The organism is Serratia sp. YC16, from assembly GCF_009707615.1.
GTDB classification, from domain to species: domain Bacteria; phylum Pseudomonadota; class Gammaproteobacteria; order Enterobacterales; family Enterobacteriaceae; genus Serratia; species Serratia surfactantfaciens.
This window is the reverse complement of sequence record NZ_WLYN01000001.1, coordinates 786,505-807,422: the sequence shown is the minus strand read 5'-3', so window position 1 is coordinate 807,422 and position 20,918 is coordinate 786,505. Positions and strand designations below refer to the sequence as shown.

Annotated in this window: 21 protein-coding genes; 17 read left to right on the top strand and 4 right to left on the bottom strand. The window is 62.6% G+C overall.

Features of this window, described 5'->3' with window-relative positions:
- Window positions 1–2 precede the first annotated feature (2 nt).
- The 11 genes from narI (at window position 3) to GKN89_RS03730 (ending at window position 9,506) form a co-directional block, all read left to right on the top strand.
- Window positions 3–680 carry a respiratory nitrate reductase subunit gamma gene (gene narI / locus GKN89_RS03780; RefSeq protein WP_019452883.1) on the top strand — a complete coding sequence of 226 codons (678 nt, stop codon included), beginning with the start codon at window positions 3–5 and terminating at the stop codon, window positions 678–680.
- Window positions 681–953: 273 nt separating this feature from the next.
- Window positions 954–1,961, top strand: coding sequence for a 3-oxoacyl-[acyl-carrier-protein] synthase III C-terminal domain-containing protein (locus GKN89_RS03775; protein WP_019452882.1), 1,008 nt, complete (start codon window positions 954–956; stop codon window positions 1,959–1,961).
- Window positions 1,958–2,974, top strand: a complete 1,017-nt coding sequence (locus tag GKN89_RS03770) for an NAD(P)-dependent oxidoreductase (protein ID WP_154746366.1) — start codon at window positions 1,958–1,960, stop codon at window positions 2,972–2,974. The genes GKN89_RS03775 and GKN89_RS03770 overlap by 4 nt, the downstream gene beginning before the upstream one ends.
- Window positions 2,967–3,773, top strand: a complete 807-nt coding sequence (locus GKN89_RS03765; protein WP_154746365.1) for an MBL fold metallo-hydrolase — start codon at window positions 2,967–2,969, stop codon at window positions 3,771–3,773. The genes GKN89_RS03770 and GKN89_RS03765 overlap by 8 nt, the downstream gene beginning before the upstream one ends.
- Window positions 3,770–5,056 carry a F390 synthetase-related protein gene (locus GKN89_RS03760; RefSeq protein WP_370520154.1) on the top strand — a complete coding sequence of 429 codons (1,287 nt, stop codon included), beginning with the start codon at window positions 3,770–3,772 and terminating at the stop codon, window positions 5,054–5,056. Before GKN89_RS03765 ends, GKN89_RS03760 begins: the two co-directional genes overlap by 4 nt.
- The gene (locus GKN89_RS03755; protein WP_019452878.1) at window positions 5,053–5,670 is read left to right on the top strand and encodes a phosphatase PAP2 family protein; all 618 of its coding nucleotides are present in this window, start codon (window positions 5,053–5,055) and stop codon (window positions 5,668–5,670) included. The genes GKN89_RS03760 and GKN89_RS03755 overlap by 4 nt, the downstream gene beginning before the upstream one ends.
- Window positions 5,667–6,800: a sterol desaturase family protein gene (locus GKN89_RS03750; protein WP_154746363.1), complete on the top strand. Its 1,134-nt coding sequence runs from the start codon at window positions 5,667–5,669 to the stop codon at window positions 6,798–6,800. The genes GKN89_RS03755 and GKN89_RS03750 overlap by 4 nt, the downstream gene beginning before the upstream one ends.
- Entirely contained in the window at window positions 6,793–7,875 is a 1,083-nt protein-coding gene (locus GKN89_RS03745) for an acyl-CoA desaturase (protein ID WP_154746362.1), read from the top strand. The genes GKN89_RS03750 and GKN89_RS03745 overlap by 8 nt, the downstream gene beginning before the upstream one ends.
- Complete coding sequence (locus GKN89_RS03740) at window positions 7,872–8,957, top strand: acyl-CoA desaturase (protein WP_019452875.1); 1,086 nt, start codon at window positions 7,872–7,874, stop codon at window positions 8,955–8,957. Before GKN89_RS03745 ends, GKN89_RS03740 begins: the two co-directional genes overlap by 4 nt.
- 106 nt (window positions 8,958–9,063) lie before the next feature.
- On the top strand, window positions 9,064–9,288 hold the full coding sequence (locus GKN89_RS03735; RefSeq protein WP_004934623.1) for a hypothetical protein: 225 nt from the start codon (window positions 9,064–9,066) through the stop codon (window positions 9,286–9,288).
- The gene (locus GKN89_RS03730) at window positions 9,285–9,506 is read left to right on the top strand and encodes a hypothetical protein (RefSeq protein ID WP_154746361.1); all 222 of its coding nucleotides are present in this window, start codon (window positions 9,285–9,287) and stop codon (window positions 9,504–9,506) included. The genes GKN89_RS03735 and GKN89_RS03730 overlap by 4 nt, the downstream gene beginning before the upstream one ends.
- Before the next feature lie 179 nt (window positions 9,507–9,685).
- Here the strand turns inward: GKN89_RS03730 and GKN89_RS03725 are convergent, their stop codons facing one another.
- Genes GKN89_RS03725 through GKN89_RS03715 form a run of 3 tightly spaced genes read right to left on the bottom strand, consistent with a single transcriptional unit; the run spans window position 9,686 to window position 12,263 of the window.
- Window positions 9,686–9,838 carry a DUF2474 domain-containing protein gene (locus GKN89_RS03725; RefSeq protein WP_004934619.1) on the bottom strand — a complete coding sequence of 51 codons (153 nt, stop codon included), beginning with the start codon at window positions 9,836–9,838 and terminating at the stop codon, window positions 9,686–9,688.
- A 14-nt stretch (window positions 9,839–9,852) separates the two neighbouring features.
- Window positions 9,853–10,860: a cytochrome d ubiquinol oxidase subunit II gene (cydB, locus tag GKN89_RS03720; protein WP_154746360.1), complete on the bottom strand. Its 1,008-nt coding sequence runs from the start codon at window positions 10,858–10,860 to the stop codon at window positions 9,853–9,855.
- Between the two features lie 2 nt (window positions 10,861–10,862).
- Complete coding sequence (locus tag GKN89_RS03715; protein ID WP_004934615.1) at window positions 10,863–12,263, bottom strand: cytochrome ubiquinol oxidase subunit I; 1,401 nt, start codon at window positions 12,261–12,263, stop codon at window positions 10,863–10,865.
- Window positions 12,264–12,407: 144 nt separating this feature from the next.
- On the opposite strand from GKN89_RS03715, the gene GKN89_RS03710 reads away from it, so the two are divergent.
- The 6 genes from GKN89_RS03710 (at window position 12,408) to GKN89_RS03685 (ending at window position 19,570) form a co-directional block, all read left to right on the top strand.
- On the top strand, window positions 12,408–13,826 hold the full coding sequence (locus tag GKN89_RS03710) for a PLP-dependent aminotransferase family protein (protein WP_019452872.1): 1,419 nt from the start codon (window positions 12,408–12,410) through the stop codon (window positions 13,824–13,826).
- 187 nt (window positions 13,827–14,013) lie between these two features.
- Entirely contained in the window at window positions 14,014–15,669 is a 1,656-nt protein-coding gene (locus tag GKN89_RS03705; RefSeq protein WP_063918509.1) for an ABC transporter substrate-binding protein, read from the top strand.
- A 48-nt stretch (window positions 15,670–15,717) separates the two neighbouring features.
- A complete protein-coding gene (locus tag GKN89_RS03700) occupies window positions 15,718–16,674 on the top strand; it encodes an ABC transporter permease (protein WP_154746359.1) in 957 nt (318 codons plus the stop codon).
- A gap of 4 nt (window positions 16,675–16,678) precedes the next feature.
- Window positions 16,679–17,629 carry an oligopeptide ABC transporter permease gene (opp4C, locus tag GKN89_RS03695; RefSeq protein WP_063918507.1) on the top strand — a complete coding sequence of 317 codons (951 nt, stop codon included), beginning with the start codon at window positions 16,679–16,681 and terminating at the stop codon, window positions 17,627–17,629.
- Window positions 17,626–18,612 carry an ABC transporter ATP-binding protein gene (locus tag GKN89_RS03690; protein ID WP_019452868.1) on the top strand — a complete coding sequence of 329 codons (987 nt, stop codon included), beginning with the start codon at window positions 17,626–17,628 and terminating at the stop codon, window positions 18,610–18,612. Before opp4C ends, GKN89_RS03690 begins: the two co-directional genes overlap by 4 nt.
- A complete protein-coding gene (locus tag GKN89_RS03685) occupies window positions 18,602–19,570 on the top strand; it encodes an ABC transporter ATP-binding protein (RefSeq protein ID WP_019452867.1) in 969 nt (322 codons plus the stop codon). The genes GKN89_RS03690 and GKN89_RS03685 overlap by 11 nt, the downstream gene beginning before the upstream one ends.
- A gap of 2 nt (window positions 19,571–19,572) precedes the next feature.
- Here GKN89_RS03685 and GKN89_RS03680 read toward each other — a convergent pair whose 3' ends face one another.
- Window positions 19,573–20,547 (bottom strand): alpha/beta hydrolase, encoded by a 975-nt coding sequence (locus GKN89_RS03680; protein ID WP_063918505.1) that lies wholly within the window; start codon window positions 20,545–20,547, stop codon window positions 19,573–19,575.
- Between the last annotated feature and the right edge of the window lie 371 nt (window positions 20,548–20,918).

Here is a 20,918-nt window from a genome sequence, read left to right as displayed (position 1 = left end):
TCATGCAATTTTTGAATCAGTTCTTCTTCGACATCTACCCTTATCTGGCCGGTGCGGTGTTCCTGATCGGCAGCTGGCTGCGCTACGACTACGGGCAGTACAGCTGGCGCGCCGGTTCCAGCCAGATGCTGGATAAAAAGGGCATGCGCCTGGCGTCCAACCTGTTTCACATCGGCATTATCGGCATCTTCGCCGGCCACTTCCTCGGCATGCTGACGCCGCACTGGATGTATGAGGCCTTCCTGCCGATCGACGTGAAGCAGAAGCTGGCGATGATCGCCGGCGGCGCCTGCGGCCTGATGACGCTGATCGGCGGCGCACTGTTGCTCAAACGCCGGTTAACCAACCCGCGGGTGCGCGCCACCAGTAGCTTCGCCGACATCATGATCCTGACGTTGCTGGTGGTACAGGTGTGCCTCGGCCTGCTGACCATTCCGTTCTCCGCCCAGCATATGGACGGCAGCGAAATGATGAAGCTGGTGGCCTGGGCCCAGGCGGTGGTGACCTTCCACGCCGGCGCCTCTGCGCATCTCGAAGGGGTGGCGCTGATCTTCAAGCTGCACATGGTGTTGGGCATGACGCTGTTCGTGCTGTTCCCGTTCTGCCGCCTGGTACATATCTGGAGCGCGCCGGTGGAATACCTGACTCGCCGTTACCAACTGGTGCGCAACCGCCGTTGAGCCTGACCTCGCCGCCGCTGATCGCCAGCGGCGGCGCTATTCCGATAATTCGCCCGCCGTCTGCCCATTCTCCCCGCCATGTCGTAAACTGAATATCTCAGTCATGTTACGCTTATGCTTACGCCGACGGACGTCGGCCCGTGGTAGCCGATAACAAGAGATACCGCCTTGATGAAAGGCATTTTGGGATATAAAAACCGGGGATGATCCGCGTGGCCTTCGCGTCGTGCGGGAGAATCGCTTTATGGATAGTCAGGTTAATCAATAACAATAATGACCACACAATTTTGCTCACCCGAGCCGCTGCCTCTGAAAATCATCGCCACCGGGGCTGCGTTGCCGCCCAACCGCGTGGCTTCTTCTACGCTCGATGCCCGCCTGGGGAAACCGGCCGGCTACGTTGAGAAACGCTCGGGCATCGTTTACCGCTATCATGCCGCCGACGACGCCAGCCAGGCCGAACTCGCCGCCGCCGCGCTGCAAGACGCGCTGGCTCGCAGCGCCCTCCCGGCAGCCTCTATCGACCTGCTGATCTCCGCCTCGGCGATTTCGGTGCAGGCGCTGCCGTGCACCGCTGCGCATATTCTCAAGGTGGCGGGGCTGGCGCCGGGCACGCCGGGCTTCGACATCAACAGCAGCTGTGTCAGCTTTATCTCTGCGCTGCAGGTGGCGGCGGGGCTGTTGAACGCCGGAACGTATCGACGCATCGCCATCGTCTCGGCCGATCTCGCTTCACGCGGCATCGACTGGCAGCACGAAGAGTCGTCGCTGATCTTCGGCGACGGCGCCGCCTGCGCCATCGTGGAACGCGGCGACGGCGCCAGCGGCATCCTCGCCAGCCTGGTGGAAACCTATCCCGCCGGCAGCGAGCTGTGCGAAATCCGCGCCGGCGGCACGCGGCGCAACCCGCGCGCCGGCATGTGCGAGCAAGACTTCCTGTTTCATATGCAGGGCAAGCCGCTGTTCCGCCAAGCGTCGGCGCTGATTGAGGATTACCTCGACCGGCTGTTGAGCGCCAGCGGTTTGACCCTGGCGCAGATCGCCACCGTGGTGCCGCATCAGGCCAGTCATCTGTCGCTCGAACATATGCGCAAGCGGCTGCACGTCTCCAGCGAGGCGCTGGTGGATATCTACCGCCATCATGGCAATCAGGTGGCGGCGTCGATTCCGACGGCGCTGCATGCCGCCGTGACCACCGGGCGCTTCAATCCCGGTCGGCCGGTGATGCTGATCGGCACCGCCGCCGGGCTGGCGCTGGCCGGCATGGTGTTGCTGCCATGAGGGTGCTGGTCACCGGGGCGACCAGCGGGCTGGGACGCAACGCGGCGCAGTGGCTGCTGGAGGCGGGACATCAGGTGCGCGCCACCGGCCGCGACGAGCGGGCCGGCGAAGCGTTGCGTCAACTGGGTGCCGAGTTTTTCTCGCTCGATCTGGCGCAGGCCACGCCGCAGCAGTGCCGGCAGCTGGTGACCGGCTGCGAGTGGGTGTGGCACTGCGCGGCCAAGTCCTCGCCCTGGGGCGGCAAAGCGGAGTTTCACCGCATCAACGCCGCCGCAACGGAGAAACTGGCGGAGGCGGCGGGGCGCTGCGGCGTGCGGCGCTTCGTGCATATCTCCACGCCGGCGATCTACTTCGATTTTCGGCCGCATTACGATCTTGACGAAGGTTTCCGTGCCCGGCGCTTCGCCAATCATTATGCCGCCAGCAAGCACGCCGCCGAGCAGCGGCTGTTGGCGCAGGCGAAAACCTATCCGCAAACCACCTACATTATTCTGCGGCCGCGCGGCCTGTTTGGCCCGCACGATCGGGTGATCGTGCCGCGGCTGTTACAGCAGCTCGAACGCGATCGCGGCGTGCTGCGGCTGCCCGGCGGCGGGCAAGCGCTGCTGGACCTGACCTTCGCCCCCAACGTCGTGCACGCGATGGAACTGGCCAGCCGGCAGCGCGGGTTGCCGTCCGGCGCCGTTTACAACATTACCAACCACCAGCCGCAGCGGTTGGCGGAGATGCTGGATGCGTTGCTGCGTCAGGAACTGGGGCTGAGCTACCGGCTGCAGGCGGTGCCTTATCCGCTGCTGCACGCGCTGGCCGGCGGCATGGAGCTGTGGGCGACGCTGAGCGGCAAGGAACCGCTGCTGACGCGCTACAGCGTGGCGGCGGTGCATTTTGACATGACGCTGAGCCAGACCCGCGCGATTGAAGAGCTGGGCTATCGGCCGCGTTACTCGATGGAGGAGGGCATTCGCCTGACCGGCGAGTGGCTGCGGCAGCAAGGAGGCATACAGCATGGCTAAGGTCACCGTTTTTGAAGTGGGTTACTGCACGCATATCGGCTGCATGGCGCTGCGCGGCGCCGGGTTCCGGGTGTGCAAATTCCCGGCGCGCGCCTATCTGCTGGAGGTGGGAGAGCGGCGCTGGCTGTGGGATACCGGCTATGCGCGTTATTTTCAGCAGCACACGCAGTCGGGGCTGTTCAGCCTTTACCGCCGAATGACGCCGGTCTATTTCGATCCCGCCGAGTCGTTGGTGCATCAGCTGCGCGCCGCCGGTTACGCCGAGGGGGATATTCAGACGCTGATCGTCTCGCATTTTCACGCTGATCACATCGCCGGGCTGCATGATTTCGGTCAACTCGACTTTATTTGTTCTGGCGAAGGCTGGCGGCAAACCCGTGATCTGCGCGGTTTCGCGGCGCTGAAGCGCGCCTTTATTCCCGGCCTGATCCCGCCGGATTTCGAGAGCAACCTGCAGTTTATGGAAGCTTTTCCCTCGGTGGCGTTGCCCGCGCTGCTGGCACCGTTCGAGCGCGGCTATGCGCTGCCGGGCAGCGAAGGGCAGATCGTGCTGGTGCCGTTGCCGGGGCATGCGGCCGGCCATATCGGCGCCTTTATTCTCACCGACGCCGGTTGGACGCTGCTGGCCAGCGACGCCGCCTGGTCGCCGCAGAGTTACCAGACGCTACGTGGGCCTTCGCGCCTGGCCAATCTGGTGATGGACGACGCGGCGGCGTATACCCGCACGCTGGAGCGGCTCAACCAGCTGTGGGCGGGCGGCCAGGTCAACATTTTGCTGTGCCACGAGGGGGACCTGTGATCCCCTTCATGACCCTTTGGCACTATTTCCGCGCCCGGCGCCTGCGCTTTGACGATCGTGCGGCGCTGGAGGCTCATCAGGCTCGCCAGCTCGCGGGCTTTGCCCGCCGGGTGCTGAGCAAGAGCCCCTATTTTCAAGGCTTCAGCCGCCGGCCGTTCGTCGAATGGCCACAGATGGACAAGGCGTTGATGATGGCGCAATTCGATCGGATGAACACCGCCGGGCTGCGGCGCGATGCGGTGCTGGCCTGCGCGCAGCGCAGCGAGGCGGATCGCGATTTCACGCCGAAGATCGGGCGCTACAGCGTCGGATTGTCGTCCGGCACCTCCGGGCAGCGCGGCGTGTTTGTCGTCAGCCCGCGCGAACAACAGGTGTGGGCCGGCGGCATGCTGGCGAAGATGCTGCCGGACGGGCTGTTGGCCGGCGAGCGCGTCGCGCTGTTTCTGCGGGCGGACAATAATCTTTATCACAGCGTGAACAACCGTTGGCTGAGCCTGGCGTTTTACGATCTGCTGGCGCCGTTCAGCGGGCATTTGCCCGCATTGGAACGGCAGGCACCCAGCATCATCGTGGCGCCGGCGCAGGTGCTGCGCGCGTTGGCGTTGGCGGTGCTGGCCGGGCAGGTGAAGCTGCCGGTCAAAAAAGCGATCTCGGTCGCCGAGGTGTTGGAAGAGCAGGATCGCCGCCTGCTGTTGCAGGTATTTCCGGCGGTCGGCGAAGTGTATCAGGCTACCGAAGGTTTCCTCGCCGCCACCTGCGCGCACGGTACGTTGCATCTGAACGAAGAGTTCTTGCATATTGAACCGCAGTGGATCGACGAATTGCGTTTCACGCCGCTGATCACCGACTTTACCCGCCGTACCCAGCCTATCGTGCGCTATCGGCTGGACGATGTGCTGGTGCTGCGCAAGGAGCCCTGTCCGTGCGGGCAACCGACGCGGGCGATCGCCCGCATCGAGGGGCGGCGTGACGATCAGCTGATGCTGCCCGATACGCAGCGGCAACCGCAGGCGGTGTTCGCCGATGCCTGCAGCCGGACGATCGCCAATGCGCTGCCGTTAACCAGCGATTACCGGCTGATCCAGCATGGCGAACGGCGACTGGAGCTGATCGCCGATTGCAGCCAGGCTGAATTGGTGCACTGCCAGGCGCAGTTGAACGCGCTGTTCGCTCGCCAGGGCATCGCCACCGAATGGCTGGAATGGCGGTTGACGGCGCAGGCGGTGCTGCCGCAGTTCGACCGCAAACGGCGGCGCATTGTGCGCCGGGCGGAGGAGACATGAAAAACGCACTGTTCAGGCTGTGGCAGATGCTGCTGGGCTGGGGGACGGTTGGCATCGTGTATAACCTGACCGATCGCTTGCAGGGGGCGGGAACGCTGTTGCCGCCGTCGGCGCTTGACCGGGCGATCCCGTTCAGCCCCTCGGCCATCTGGCTTTATCTGTCGTTCTTCCTCATCGTCCCGGCAGGCTATCTGTTGGCGCCACTGCAGCGGATAAAATGGCTGACGCTGGCGATGCAGCTCACCGCGTTGGGCGCCGGTGCGGTTTATCTGTTGTGGCCGACCACCATGGCCTATCCGCAGAACGATGGCGTTGGGATCAGCGCGCAGCTGCTGGCGGCGTTAACCCAGGTGGATTCGCCGCAAAACTGTTTGCCTTCGTTGCACATGGCGTTGACGGTATTGGCGGTGTGGGCGCTGAGCGACGGCGAGCGCAAAATGCGCACGGCGCTGTGGATGCTGTGGGGCGTGGCGATCGCGTTCTCCATTCTGCAACTGCGCCGCCATTTGTTTGTCGATCTGGCCGGCGGCGCGCTGTTGGCGCTGTTCGCCGGCTGGTTGGCTCTGCGCATGCAGACCCTGCGTGGGCGCGTGGTTAAAGGAGAAATGGGATGAGCGATCTGGCGTTGCCGATAGTGTTCATGCTGTTCATCGTGGTGGCCGAGGCGGTGGCGTTGCAGTGGGGGCGCCGTGAACCGGTTAACTGGCACGATCTGGTGTTCAACCTGAACTCCGGCCATATCATGCTGTGGCTGTTCCGCGGCCTGGAAATTACCTGCTACGGCTACGTGGCCGCACATTTCAGTCTGGGGCTATTGGACGCCTGGCCGCCGCTGTTGATGTGGCTGTTCGCTTTGCTGGCGTGGGACTTCGGTTTCTACTGGCTGCACCGTCTGCACCACCGTTTCCGGCTGCTGTGGGCGGTGCACGTGGTGCACCATCAGGGCGAGCATTTCAATCTGTCGTTGGGGGTGCGCAACTCCTGGTATTCGTCGTTGACGTCGATCCCGTTCTTTTTGCTGCTGGCGCTGGCGGGCGTGCCGCTGTCGGTATTCGTCACGGTGTCGATTTTTCATTACAGCATCCAGCTGTTTAATCACAACGCGCTGACGCCGAAGCTCGGCGTGCTGGAAAACATTCTGGTCACGCCCGCGCACCACCGGGTGCACCACGTCAAGGACATGGCGTATTCCAATAAGAATTTCGGCGGCAGCTTTATCTTCTGGGACAAGCTGTTCGGCACCTTCTGCCCGGCACTGCCGACCACGCCGTTCAGCTATGGCGTCAGCGGCGACAGGCCATCCGCCAACCCGTTCTGGGCGAGCAATCTGCCGTTCCTGCGTTATTTACGGCTGGGTTGGCGCCCGACGCCCGGGCGGCCGCGCGACCGCCGTTCGGCGTTCAGCGTATTCAGCGGCGCCATGCTGTTGTTCTCATTGGTGGTCGGTTACGTCTACCAATACGGCTATGGCTACGCTGACGTCAGCTGGCCGCAAATGGCGCTGCTGGCGTTGCTGGCGTTGGGATCGGTGGCATTGGGCGGCATGACGGAAGGGCGGCCGTGGGCGAGCGCGCTTTGGTTGTTGATCGCAGTAGGTATGCCGCTGCTGTTTATCGGCTATCTCGGCTGGCCGCAGCGCTATTGGCATATCGCCATGGCCGCCGTGGCGCTGCATGCCCTGTGTGTCGCGCTGGGCTGGGGGCGCATGGCCGCGTCGGTCGCCGTGGAGGAGCCGCATGGTTGAATCACTGCCGCCGCTGAGTTTTCCCGCCGATGGCGAACAGGCATTCCACCGCGATCTCAAACGTGCGGCGCATGCTTGCCTGGCGGGCGATCATCGCTATGCCGATGCGGCGCGATTGGCCAAGGCCGCGCTGCTGATGGCGTTGTGCATCGGTTTTTACGCGCTGAGCCTGCTGCAGCATCAGCCCTGGGCGTTTTTCCTCTGTTATTTCCTGTTCGTGACCATGGGCATGCTGCTCAACGTCAACGTCAATCACGATGCTTCGCACAACGCTTTCCTGCGCGCGCCCTGGGCCAATCGCCTGGTGGGTCGGTTGGTGACATTGCCGCTGGGCGTCGATCCGGACTATTGGCGCACCCGGCACGTGGATTACCACCATGTTTACGCCAACGTCGAACACTACGATCTGGACACCGAAGAGAACGGCTTTTTCCGCCAGACGCCGTTCCAGCGCTGGCGGCCCCATATGCGCTATCAACATCTTTACTGGCCGCTGATCGCCGCGCTCTCGTTGCCCTACATCGCCTGGATTTTCGATTGGTCCGATCGGCTCGATAAAACGCCGCTGCGGGAAAAACGCGTGCTGGCCGGGCGCGGCGGTTGGGCGCTGTTCGTGCTGTGCAAGCTGGCCCATCTGGCGCTGGTGCTGATTGTGCCGCTGATCCTGTGTCATTTGCACGGCATCGGTTGGGGATGGGTGTTGCTGGCCTACGTGCTCAGCCAGATGTGCGCCTCGCTGCTGGTGGTGTTCCTGCTGTTGGGCACCCACTGGGCGCAGGCCGAGTTTTACCCGGCGCCGACGGGCGAGACCATGCCGCACGGCTGGTACCGGCACAATTTTGCCACCGCCTGCGACTGGCAGCCCGAGCCGCGCTGGCTGGAGCACCTGACCGGCGGCTTGAACTATCACCTGACGCATCACCTGTTCCCCGGCTGGAATCACCGCCATTACCCGGCGCTGGCCGCTGCGGTGGCGGAGGTGGCGCAGCGGCACGACATGGCGTACCGCTGCATCGGCTATCGCGAACTGCTGGCGCAGCAACAGCGTTTCCTGCGTCGCATGGGGCAGCGATGAAAGCGCTGCGACCGTTAGCCTATCGGCGCGACGACAGCGGGTTGCATCGCGCGCTGATGCAGGCCGCTCAGCATTATCTGGCGACCAACGGCGACCACCGCTTCGCCGACGGCGGCATGCTGGCGAAGGTGGCGCTGCTGCTGGCGCTGTGCGCTCTGTGTTACGGGCTGAGCCTGCAGCAGCAGAACGGCTGGGCGTTTTTCGCCTGTTACTTCGGTTTTATCTTTATCGGCATGTTCCTGACGGTCAATGTGGTGCACGACGCCTCACACAACGCGTTTTTCCGTCGGCCCTGGGCCAACCGCTGGCTGAACGCCCTGGTGAGCGTGCCGCTGGGGCTGGATCCTGACTGCTGGCGCGTGCGGCATGTGTTGTTCCACCATGCCCATAACAATATCGAACATTACGACCCCGACATCGACGCCAACGGCGTGCTGCGGCAAACGCCGTTCCAGCGTTGGCGGCCCTTTATGCGCGCACAGCGTTACTATTGGCCGCTGGTGGCGGCGCTGACGTTCCCGTACTACATCTGGCTGTTCGACTGGCTGGACCGGGCGGGCCGCACTCGCGTGGCGGCCCGCATGGCGCAGCAGGGCGTGCGTGGCTGGAGCGCTTTTCTGGCGGGGAAGGCGGCGCACCTGCTGCTGGCGCTGGCGATCCCGTGCTGGCTGCTGCCGCCGGCCATCGGCATCGGGCAAATCCTGCTGGTCTATTTGCTGAGCCAGATGCTTTCTTCATTGCTGTTCGTGATGTTGATCATCGGCACCCACTGGGCCAAGGCCAACTTTTACCAGGCGCCGGCGCAGGGCGCGATGCCGCACGGCTGGTATCATCATGTGTTCGCCACTACCTTCGACTGGTTGACCCGGCCGCGCTGGCTGGGCTACTGGTTCGGCGGGGCGAACCTGCATTTGACGCATCATCTGTTCCCGCATTGGAGCCACCGCCATTACCCGGCGCTGAGCCGCATTATCGGCGAGGTGGCGCCGCGTTTCGGCATCGACTACCGGCTGCTTGAGTTGGAGGAACTGTTGCGTCTGCAGCAACGCTTCCTCAGCGCGATGGGACGCAAGCCGCACTAGCGTTGCATGCGGCTTATGCGAGACGTTACGCAGTTCACTAATTGAACGATATTTGCCCTTCCAGTAGACTTTCTCCCTGTGAATCAACGGCCACAGGAGGTGGGGTATGCGGAGTTTACCTATTCGGTTATCCAATGAAATCGACGACAGTTTGAACGATATCGCCCGGCGTCACGGGATGGCCAAAACTGACGTCATACGGCTGGCGTTTGCTTTAATGACGATTGCCGACCGTGAGTGGATGAAACAGGATGGTTCCCGCCTCGGTATCGTGCGTGAAAGCGACGAGGGGCTGGAGGCCGTCGCCGTGGTGGTGGGGATTTTTCCATGAAGCCGCAAAATGAGCGCCCGCAGCTCGATGCTGAAAGGTTGTATTTGGATCCTTCGCTGGTCTTCGACGAAATGGAGCGGCTGCGCCTGGCGCGTCAGGTGCTGTGCGGGATATTTGCGGTCAGCGTGGGCGTATTCGCCGCCCACGCCGTTCCTCTAAATAATTGGAGTTGCTTCCCGACGGCAAGAGCGCTCATCCCCGGGAGCTTACACAGGTAAGTGACCGGGGTGAACGCTTGCAGCCAACACAGAAGCAACTTCAAGTATGACGAGGATATTGGGAGAAAAATGAAGCGCTGAGCCAGGTGTTCGAGCTGGTGAAGATCGGTGCCTTGCCGCTGGTCACGCTGGTGGTCTCTTTCTACTTTCCCAACAGCGCGGCCAGATAAGGCGCCGCGTTAATGCGACTTCATGCCCGCCGCGGTCATCAGCAAGCGGAACAGTGAGGCGACCACGAACAGCCCCAGCACGCTGGCGCTCCAGATGATCACCAGCCAACCGATGCGTTTCCACCAGGGCGCCGGGGCGGCTGCGGCCGTTTTATCTTGCATAGCGTCCTCCCTCCTCAGTGATAGCCGTGTTCATGGCTGATCTTGCCGCGGAACACGTAGTAGCTCCAGAAGGTGTAGACCAGAATGATCGGGATGATAAACAGCGCGCCTACCAGCATAAACCCAAGGCTCTGCGGCGGTGCGGCGGCGTCCCACAGGCTGATGGCCGGCGGGATCAGGTGCGGCCAGATGCTGATGCCGAGCCCGCTCAGGCCGAGGAACACCAGCAGCAGCGTCAGCATGAACGGCGAGTAGTGCGCGCCGCGTTTCACCCCGCGTTGAATTCCCCAGGCGCAGAGCAGCACCAGCACCGGCACCGGCAGCAGCCAGAACAGGTTCGGCAAGGTAAACCAGCGGGCGGCGATTTCCGGATGGGCGATCGGCGTCCAGATACTGACCGCAGCCAGCACCAACAACAGGATCGCCAGCAGCGGCGTCGCCAGGTGATACATGCGCGCCTGCAGATCACCGGCGGTTTTCATCACCAGCCAGGTGCAACCGAGCAGGGCGTAGGTCACCACCAGCCCCAGCCCGCAGAACAGTGCGAACGGCGTCAGCCAGTCCAGCGCGCCGCCGGCGTAGGTGCGCCCCTCGACCGGGAAGCCGTTGATCACGGCGCCCACCACCACCCCCTGGCTGAAGGTGGCGAACAGTGAGCCCCAGATGAACGCCTTGTCCCAGATATGGCGCTTCTCCGGTGTTGCCTTGAAGCGAAACTCGAAGGCCACGCCGCGGAAAATCAGCCCGATCAGCATCAGCGTCAGCGGGATCGCCAGCGCATCGAGGATCACCGAGTAGGCCAGCGGGAAGGCGCCGAACAGCGCCGCGCCGCCCAGCACCAGCCAGGTCTCATTGCCGTCCCACACCGGGGCGACGGTGTTCATCATCAGATCGCGGTCGTCGCTCGCTTTCACCCATGGAAACAGGATGCCGATGCCCAAATCGAAACCGTCCATCACCACGTACATCATGGTGCTGAACACGATGATCACAAACCAAATCAGCGGAAGATCGATGCCCATGTTCAGCTCCTGTCATCCAGAGTGTCGTTGACCGCGGACAGCGGACGCGCCGGGCGGCCCTCGGTATTGTCTTCTTGGTGCTCATGCGGCTGCGGCCCTTTGCGGATCAGGCGCATCATGTAGGAGTAACCCACGCCGAACACCGAACAGTAGACGATGATGAACGCCAGCAGGCTGATGCTCATGTGCAGATCGCCGTGCGCGGAGACCGCATCCTTGGTGCGCAGCAGGCCATACACCACCCAGGGCTGGCGGCCGATCTCGGTGGTGAACCAACCCGCGAGCAGCGCCAGCAGCCCGGACGGGCCCATCCACAGAATGAAGTACAGGAACGGACGCGACTGATACAGCCCGCCGCGCCAGCGCAGCCACAGGCTCCACACCCCGGCCAGAATCATCAGCATGCCCAGCCCGACCATGATGCGGAACGACCAGAACACCACGGTGGAGTTGGGGCGATCTTCCGGCGGGAAGGATTTGAGCGCCGGCACTTGCTCGGTCAGGCTGTGCGTCAGGATCAGGCTGCCGAGATAAGGCACCTCCAGCTTGAAGCGAGTCTCTTCACGCTGCATGTCCGGCCAACCGACCAGGATCAGCGGCGTAGCTTCGCCCGGCGGGTTTTCCCAGTGGCCTTCGATGGCGGCGATCTTCGCCGGCTGGTGTTTCAGCGTATTCAGGCCGTGCGCATCGCCGATCAGCGCCTGCACCGGCGCGACGATCAGCGCCATCCACATCGCCATCGACAGCATCTTGCGCATCGCCGGCGTATCGCGGCCGCGCAGCAGGTGCCAGGCGGCGGAAGCGCCGACGAAGAACGCCGAGGAGAGGAAGGCGGCGGTGGACATGTGCAGCAGGCGATACGGGAAGGACGGGTTGAAGATCACCTTCAGCCAGTCGACCGGCACCACCTGGCCGTTGATGATTTCGTGTCCCTGCGGGGTTTGCATCCAGCTGTTGGAGGCCAGGATCCAGAAGGTGGAGATCAGCGTGCCGAGTGCCACCATACAGGTAGCGAAGAAGTGCAGCCCTGGGCCGACGCGGTTCCAGCCGAACAGCATCACACCGAGGAAACCGGCTTCGAGGAAGAAGGCGGTCAGTACTTCGTAGGTCAGCAGCGGCCCGGTAATGCTGCCGGCGAACTCGGAGAAGAAGCTCCAGTTGGTGCCGAACTGGTAGGCCATCACCAACCCGGAAACCACGCCCATGCCGAAGTTAACGGCGAAAATCTTTGACCAGAAATGGTAAAGCTCACGATAGGCTTCATTGTGCGTTTTCAACCATAATCCCTCCAGCACCGCCAGATAGCTGGCTAAACCGATGGTGATGGCGGGGAAGATGATATGGAAAGACACGGTGAAGGCGAACTGTATTCTGGCGAGTTCCAGTGCATCAAGACCCAGCATGGCGCCTCCTAGGGTTGAACATAAATTAACCTCTTGAGTATAGCTGTCATTTTTATGTGAAAAGCTTGGCGTGAAGTTAATCACGAAGTACAGTGACTATAATAGTGACAGTTATTTTACTTTTTTATATAACAGTTAAGAGCTATGACCCGATACGAACAGCTTGCGCAGCAGATTAGAGAACAGATCCAGAACCGGGTGTGGCGGGCGGGCGACAAGCTGCCTTCGCTGCGCGAAAGCGGCAAACGCGCCGGGCTGAGCCTGATGACGGTGGTGCAGTCTTACCAGCTGTTGGAGAGCCAGGGATGGATCGTCGCCCGGCCGCAGTCGGGCTATTATGTGGCGGCGCGCCCGCAGCCGTTGCCGCAGCCTTCGCGCGGCGAGAAGCTGGTGCTGAGCGAGCAGGTGGACATCAACGCCTTTATCTTCGACGTGCTGCAGGCCTGCAAGGACCCGGACATCGTGCCTTTCGGTTCGGCGTTTCCCGACGCCACGCTGTTCGCGCAGCCGAAGCTGGCGCGGGCGCTGAGCAGCGTGGCGCGCAAGTTCACGCCGCACAGCTCGCTGGCCAACCTGCCGCCGGGCAACGACGCGCTGCGGCGGCATATCGCCCAGCGTTATGCGCTGAGCGGCATGCAGGTGGCGCCGGACGAGATCGTCATCACCGCCGGGGCGATGGAGTCGCTCAGTCTCAGTCTGCAGGCGGTGACCCAGCCGGGTGACTATGTGGCGATCGAGTCGCCGGCGTTTTACGGCGCGCTGCAGGCGCTGGAGCGGTTGCGACTGAAGGCGGTGGCGATCGCCACCCATCCGCAGGACGGCATAGATCTGGATGCGTTGCAGCAGGCGGTGGAACAGTATCCGATCAAGGCCTGCTGGCTGATGACCCATTTCCAAAACCCGCAGGGCGCCACCTTGCCGGAGGCCAACAAACAGCGTCTGGTGGCGCTGCTGCGCGAGCGGCAGATCTCGCTGATCGAAGACGATGTCTACGGGGAACTCTATTTCAGCGCCGAACGGCCGCTGCCGGCCAAGGCGCTCGACAGCGGTGGCCAGATCCTGCACTGTTCGTCGTTTTCCAAATGTTTGGCGCCAGGCTTTCGCGTTGGCTGGGTGGCGGCGGGGCGTTACGCGCAACAGATCCAGCGTTTGCAACTGATGAGCACCGTTTCCACTAGCGTGCCGACCCAGATGGCGCTGGCGGATTATCTGTTGCACGGCGGCTACGATACCCACCTGCGGCGGTTGCGTCGCCTGCTGGCTCAGCGCCAAAGCGCCATGCGTCAGGCGATCGCCCACCATTTTCCGCCGACGGTGAAAGTCAGCCAGCCTGACGGCGGTTATTTTCTGTGGCTGGAGCTGGATCCGGCGCTGTCGTCGATGGAACTGTACCGGCGCGCTCTTTCTCGGGGTATCAGCATCGCGCCGGGGCGCATGTTCACCACTGGCGACCATTTCAATCACTGCTTCCGTCTCAACGCCTCGTTTGAATGGAACGACCGGTTTGAAGAGGCGATAAAAACCTTAGCCAAACTTATCCGGGGGCTGGCGGCGACCGGTTGAACCGCGTTTGGCACGACGGTTCGCCCCAGAAAAATTCATAATGCTTTTTTCGGCAATGGAATGCCGGTTTCGTTGTTAGACAGCCCTCCAGCCGCCCATTACTCTGCGATAAATTTTGTCACATTTTTATCAACGGGAAGACGAGGGGCAGTGGGTGAGTGGAATAAAAAATAGACTAAACAAACTGTTGCGTTATCGGCTGACGCCGCTGGCGTTGGTCTGCGCGCTGGGGCTGAGCGCCGGCGTTCAGGCGGAAACGCTGGCCGAAGGCATCACGCCGGCCAGCGACGCCGCTCGGGTGCCGGCCGCCGCCAAACTGCGCAAAGACACCGTTGTGGCGGGCATCTCGGAGCCGCAGGGGATTTTCAACCCGTATCTGTTCACCAACGGCTGGGACGAAAACGTGACCGACGTGATCTTCAGCCGCCTGATCGGCCTGGACAGCCAGGGCAAGCCGGAAGGACGCCTGGCTGAGTCCTGGCAGGTCAGCCCCGATAATTTGACCTACACCATCAAGCTGCGGCCGAACCTGGTCTACAGCGACGGTTCGCCGTTGAAGGCCGACGATATCGCCTTTACCCTGACGCTGCTGCACGACCCGGCCTATGACGGCGATACCGATATCACGCCGGCTCACATTCAGGGCGGCGCCGACTATAAAAACGGCACCGCGGCCAGCATCAGCGGGCTGAAGGTGATCGACGATCGCACCATTCAGATCGTCACCACGCAACCGGGCGCGACCACCTTACAATTGATCGGCGGGCCGGTGCTGTCTCGTGCTTACTACGGCAAAGACTATCAGCGCGGCAAGCTCGACGGCGTGCGCGCCTTCAACGGCAAGCCGCTCGGCAACGGCCCCTACATTTACGACAGGTATGTGCCGGGGCAAGAGATTCGCTTCCACGCCAACCCGAACTTCTACCTTGGCCCGCCGCCGATGGCGCGCTTTATCTATCGCGTGACCAACCCGGCTACCAACTTCCAGCTGTTCCAGACCGGCGAGACCGACTACGACGCCTTTACCGCCAAGCCTGACGATATCGAACAGCTGAAGCTGCTCGGCTTCGCCAATATCAACCTCTACAGTTCGAGCGATTACAGCCGCGTCGACTTCAACCTCCGGCGCCCGGCGCTGCAGGACAAACGGGTGCGCCAGGCGCTGATCTACGGTCTGGATCGGCAGAGGCTGATCGCCGTGGTATACCAGGGGTACGGCAAGGTCGCCAACCAGCCAATCTCGCCGATCTCTTGGGCCTATGACGCGAACGGCATCAATCCCTACGCTTACGATCTCGATAAGGCCGGTAAGCTGTTGGACGAGGCCGGTTGGCGAGTGGGGGCGGATGGCATTCGGCAAAAAGACGGTAAAAAGCTGGAGCTGACGCTGTTGGTGACCAAAAAACTGATCAACGATGCGTTGGTGCCGATCGCCAAGGACAACTACCGCCGGCTCGGCGTGGTGCTGAAACCGCAGGTATTGGATTTCAACGCGCTGCTGGCGCAGCGCAAGGCGGGCAATTATGACCTGGCGTCCCTCAGCACCAGTACGTTGAACGATCCGCACGACGGCGTGCGCGATTTCATCAGCCGCGAGAGCCAGACCGGGTATCACAACCCGCAGGTGGATGCACTGATCGCCAGGGCCAACGCCACGCTGGACATCGCGCAGCGCAAACCGCTGTACCATCAGCTGTATCAGGTGTTGGCGGACGATCCGCCGGTGATCTTGCTGGGCAATCGCGAAATCTTGAGCGCCAGCAGCGCGCGCGTCACCGGCTTTAAACCGGATATCTACAACGGCTTGGTCGGCAGCCTGCCGAACGTCAAACCGGCGCCGTAACGCCCTGAAGCCGCTGCGCCACTTCGGGCGGCGGCGATGGAAACCGCAATGAGAAACTTTATCCTGCGCCGTCTGTTGCAGACTATCCCGATGCTGCTGTTGGCTTCATTGCTGATTTTTTGCATCTTCGCCCTGGCGCCCGGCGACTTTATCGATGGCAACATCAACCTGACCGCGCAACGCGCCGCCGAGCTGCGGACGCTGTACGGGTTGGATCAGCCGCTGTTCAGCCGTTACCTGCACTGGCTTGGCCGATTGCTGCAGGGCGACCTCGGCTTTTCGCTGCAGTACCAGATCCCGGTCAGCACGCTGCTGAATCAATACATCTGGAATTCGTTCCTGCTGGCGGCGGTGGCGATGGTGCTGTATTGGGGCATCGCGCTGGCGGTGGGGGTGGTCTCGGCGATGAAACCCTATTCGCTGTTCGATCATCTGATCACCGTGGCGGTGTTCGCCGCCATGTCGTTTCCGACCTTTTTTCTTTGCCTGTTGCTGATCAAATGGTTCGCCGTCGATCTGCACTGGCTGCCGGCGGGCGGCATGTTGCGCACCGGCAGTGAGGCGAGCGGGCTGGCCTGGGCGCTGGAGGTGGCGGCACATCTGCTGTTGCCGGTGCTGGCGCTGGTGATGCTGCAGGCCGGCAGCCTGACGCGCTATTTCCGCGCCAGCATGCTGGAGGTGATCCGCATGGACTATATCCGCACCGCGCGCGCCAAGGGGCTCAGGGAGAAAACGGTGATCCTCAAACACGCGCTGCGCAATGCGCTGTTGCCGATCATCACCCTGCTGGGGTTCGAGCTGCCGGGATTGTTCTCCGGCGCGCTGATCACCGAAAAAATCTTCAACTGGCCGGGGGCCGGGCATATTCATATCGATTCGCTGGCGGCGCGCGACTACCCGGTATTGATGGGGTTTACGCTGTTTCTGGCCGCCTTGACCATTCTCGGCAACCTGCTGGCGGACATTCTGTACGCCTACGCCGATCCGCGCATTCGCTTGAGGTAATACGATGTTGGTTACGCTGTTTTTCGGCCGCCGTCGCCGCTGGCGACAGGCGCAGCTGCCGGTGCTGGCTCAGCTGTCGCCGCCGCCCGCCGCGCAGGCCTGGCGACGTCTGCGCCGCCACCGGCCGGCGATGATTTCGCTGGCGTTGCTGGTGCTGCTGGCGTTGCTGTGCCTGATTGGGCCGCCGCTGTCGCCGTGGCGCGACGACGCCGGCGATATGCTGAATATCAACCAGGCACCGAGCGGTGCGCACTGGTTGGGCACCGACTTTCTCGGCCGCGATATCTGCACCCGGCTGCTGCTGGCGGGGCGAATATCGCTGACTATCGGCCTGGTGTCGATGCTGTTGTCGGTGACGCTGGGCTATGTGCTGGGAGCGCTCGCCGGTTATCTGGGGGGCGTGGCGGATCGGCTGATCATGCGTTTCGCCGATCTGCTGATGACCATCCCCGGCCTGCCGCTGCTGATCATCATGGGGGCGATGCTGACCGAGCTCGACGTCTCGCCTGACTACCGCATCTACATGGTGATGATCATGCTGAGCCTGCTGGGTTGGCCGTCATTGGCGCGGCTGGTGCGCGGCCAGATCCTGTCGCTGCGCGAACGGGATTTCATGCTGGCCACCGAAGTGCTGGGGCTCTCCACCCGGCGGCGGCTGTTTGGTCATCTGCTGCCCAACACCGTGCCGATTCTGGTGGTGGTGGCCACCATGGCGGTGGCCAATGCCATCCTCAGCGAATCGGCGCTGAGCTACCTCGGGCTGGGTGTGGTGCCGCCGACGCCGTCGTGGGGCAACATGATGGACGCTGCCAATAGCCTGATCGATTTTCAGCGCCGCCCCTGGCTGTGGATGCCGCCGGGGCTGGCGATCTTCGTCACCGTGGTGGCGATCAATATTTTGGGCGACGGCCTGCGGGACGCGCTCGATCCGAAAATGAACGGGGTAAAACGATGAGTCAACCGCTGCTGGCGTTCGATCGATTGTCGGTGTCGTTTCAGGGGGAGCAAGGGCCGGTGCGGGCGGTGCAGCAGGTTAGCCTTGAACTGCATGCCGGGCAAACGCTGGGGATCGTCGGCGAATCGGGTTGCGGCAAAAGCGTGACCGCCATGGCGTTGATGGGGCTGTTGCCGCAGCCGCTGGCGCAGGTAGACGGCGGTGAAATCCGCTTCGAAGGGCAAAACCTGCTGTCGCTGCGGGCATCAAACATGGCGGATCTGCGCGGCAACCGGTTGGCGATGATCTTTCAGGAACCGATGAGCGCGCTCAATCCGGTGCTGACGCTCGGCGAACAGCTGGTGGAGCCGCTGATACGTCACCGGCTGCTGTCGCCGAAAACGGCCTGGCGGCAGGCGATTCAGTTGCTGGCGGAAGTGGGGCTGGCGCGTGCGGAGGCGCTGATGGGCTGCTATCCGCATCAACTGTCCGGCGGCATGCTGCAGCGCGTGATGATCGCCATGGCGATCGGGTGCCGCCCGGCGCTGTTGATCGCCGATGAGCCGACCACGGCGCTCGACGTTACGGTACAGGCGCAGATCCTGGCGCTGCTGCGCGAACAGAGCCGGCGACACAATATGGCGATGATCTTGATCACCCACGATCTTGGGGTGATCGCCCAAATGGCGGATCGGCTGGCGGTGATGTACGCCGGGCGCGTTGTCGAACAGGGAACGACGCGGGAAGTGTTGGCCGAACCGCAGCATCCCTACACGCAGGGGCTGATCGCCTCGCGGCCGTCGCCGGGGCAGCGGCGTCATCGCTTATATTCCATTCCCGGCCAGGTACCGGATCTGGCGCGGCTGCCTGAGCATTGCGCTTTCGCCGAACGCTGCGCGCAGGCCACCGCGCGCTGCCGCGACGGCATTCCGCCGCTGTACGGCTCCCGGCAGCGCCAGTCCGCCTGTTTTCTCAACGCCGGAGGGCGCCCGCATGTCGACTGAACCTTTGGTGGAAGTGAAGGGATTGAAGAAATATTTCCCGCTGCGCGACGGGCTGTTCGGGCGTACCACCGGCCAGTTGAAGGCGGTGGACGACGTCAGCTTCAGCATTCGCAAGGGCCGCATTTTCGGGCTGGTGGGCGAGTCCGGCAGCGGTAAAACCACCGTCGGCCGCACGTTGCTCGGCCTGCACGACAAAACCGCCGGCGAGGTGCGGTTTAACGGGCAGGCGCTGGATAGCCTGAGCAAAGAGGCGCTGCGCGCGCTGCGGCCGAAAATGCAGCTGGTGTTTCAGGACCCGTACAGTTCGCTGAATCCGCGCCTGCGCGTGGGCGACGCCATCGGCGAAGCGCTGTTGCAGCACGGTCTGGCGAGTAAGGCGGAACTGCGCGAGCGGGTGCTCGACACTCTGGCGATCTGCGGGCTGTCTCCACAGCATTACGGGCGGTTTCCGCATGAGTTTTCCGGCGGCCAGCGGCAGCGCATCGGCATCGCGCGCGCGCTGATCCTGCAGCCGGAGTTTATCGTCGCCGACGAACCGATATCGGCGCTCGACGTGTCGATTCAGGCGCAGATCATCAATCTGTTTTCCGATTTGCAGGAACGGCAGGGGGTGACGCTGCTGTTTATTTCGCACGATCTCGGTGTGGTGGAGCATCTGTGCCAGGACGTGGCGGTGATGTATCTGGGGCAGATTGTCGAGAGCGCCGACCGCGATGCGCTGTTTCGCCAACCGCTGCATCCCTATACGCAGGCCCTGTTGGCGGCGGTGCCGACGCTGGATACGCAACGCTTACCGACGCAGGTGGCAAGCGGTGAACCGCCCAATCCCGCCAACCCGCCGCGCGGCTGCCGTTTCCACCCTCGCTGCCCGCAGGCTACGGCGCAGTGCCGTGAACAGGCGCCGCACCTGCGCAGCGTGGCGCCCGGCCATCAGGTGGCCTGTCACCTTGTCGGTTAGCATCAGGACAGGTAATGCTTCAGCGCGCGCCCGGCCTGGTGGATCGCCGAATGCACCGCCGGGACATGGGCGAGCGGGTTCAACAGACCGTAGTCGTGGATCAATCCGTTGTAGCGGGTGGAAGTGACCTCGACCCCGGCGGCGTCGAGCAGGCGCGCGTAGGCCTCGCCCTCATCGCGCAACACGTCCAGCTCGGCGGTCTGCACCAGCGCCGGCGGCAACCCCTGCAGCTGTTCCACCGTGGCGTTGAGCGGCGAGGCGTAGATTTCCTTGCGCTGCGCCTTATCGGGCGCATAGCTGTCCCAAAACCACTTCATCATGTTGCGGGTCAGGAAATGGCCTTCGGCGAACTGATGATAGGAGTCGGTATCAAACTGGGCGTGCGTGACGGGCCACAGCAGGATCTGGCAACGCAGCGCCGGTATGCCTTTCTCTTTGGCCATCAGGCTGACCACCGCCGCCATGTTGCCGCCGACGCTGTTGCCGACCACCGCCAGCCGTGAGCCGTCGACGTTGATCTTTTCACCGTACTCGGCCACCCATTCCGTGGCGGCGTAAGCCAGGTTGATCGCCTCAGGGTATCGCGCTTCGGGCGAACGGGGGTAGTTGACGAACACTGCCGCCGCCCCGGAGCTGTGCACCAGATCGCGTACCAGGCGTTCGTGGGTGGGGAAATCGCCCAGCACCCAACCACCGCCGTGAAAGAACATGAAGACCGGCAGCTTTTCCTTGACCCTGGCCGGCCGCACCAGCTGCAGCAAAATATCCTGCCCCTCTACATGAATGCTTTTCTCGCTGATCTCGACCTCACGCAGCGGCACCTCGGCGCTGCGCTGCGCGTCTTCCAAAACCCTGCGTGCCTCTTTGGGCTTCATGTGTTCCATGGGTTTGCCGCCGGCGGCATTCAGCGCGTCGAGAAAGGTACGGATGTCATGCAGGGGGAGCGGCCGACCGAGGTCGACGGTTTTCTTGGACATGGTGACTCCTTGTGCGCGGAAGAAGAAAAGGTGCGATCAGAATCACAGTGTAGTCGTTGGCGCATAAAGCGAGAGCCGCGGCAGTCGGGCATAGGCGCTTCGCCGCCGCATTGCACGATCCTGGCACACCGCTGCACCGGATTGGGGCAAAAAGTGTGATGACGAGCAAATCGGATGAAACTATTTTTGCGAGCCCGATCAGAAATCCTGAAGTTTTTCGTAATTGAATAGGATTTCGCGGGAAATGATGATTGTAGGCCTTATTTTTTAATTTATGCATTATCAATGCATAAAAAATGAATAGATATTCATTATAAGCTGTTGTTTTAACGTAAAAAATAGCAAAATCCGGCAAAAATCCCGTTTTGGCA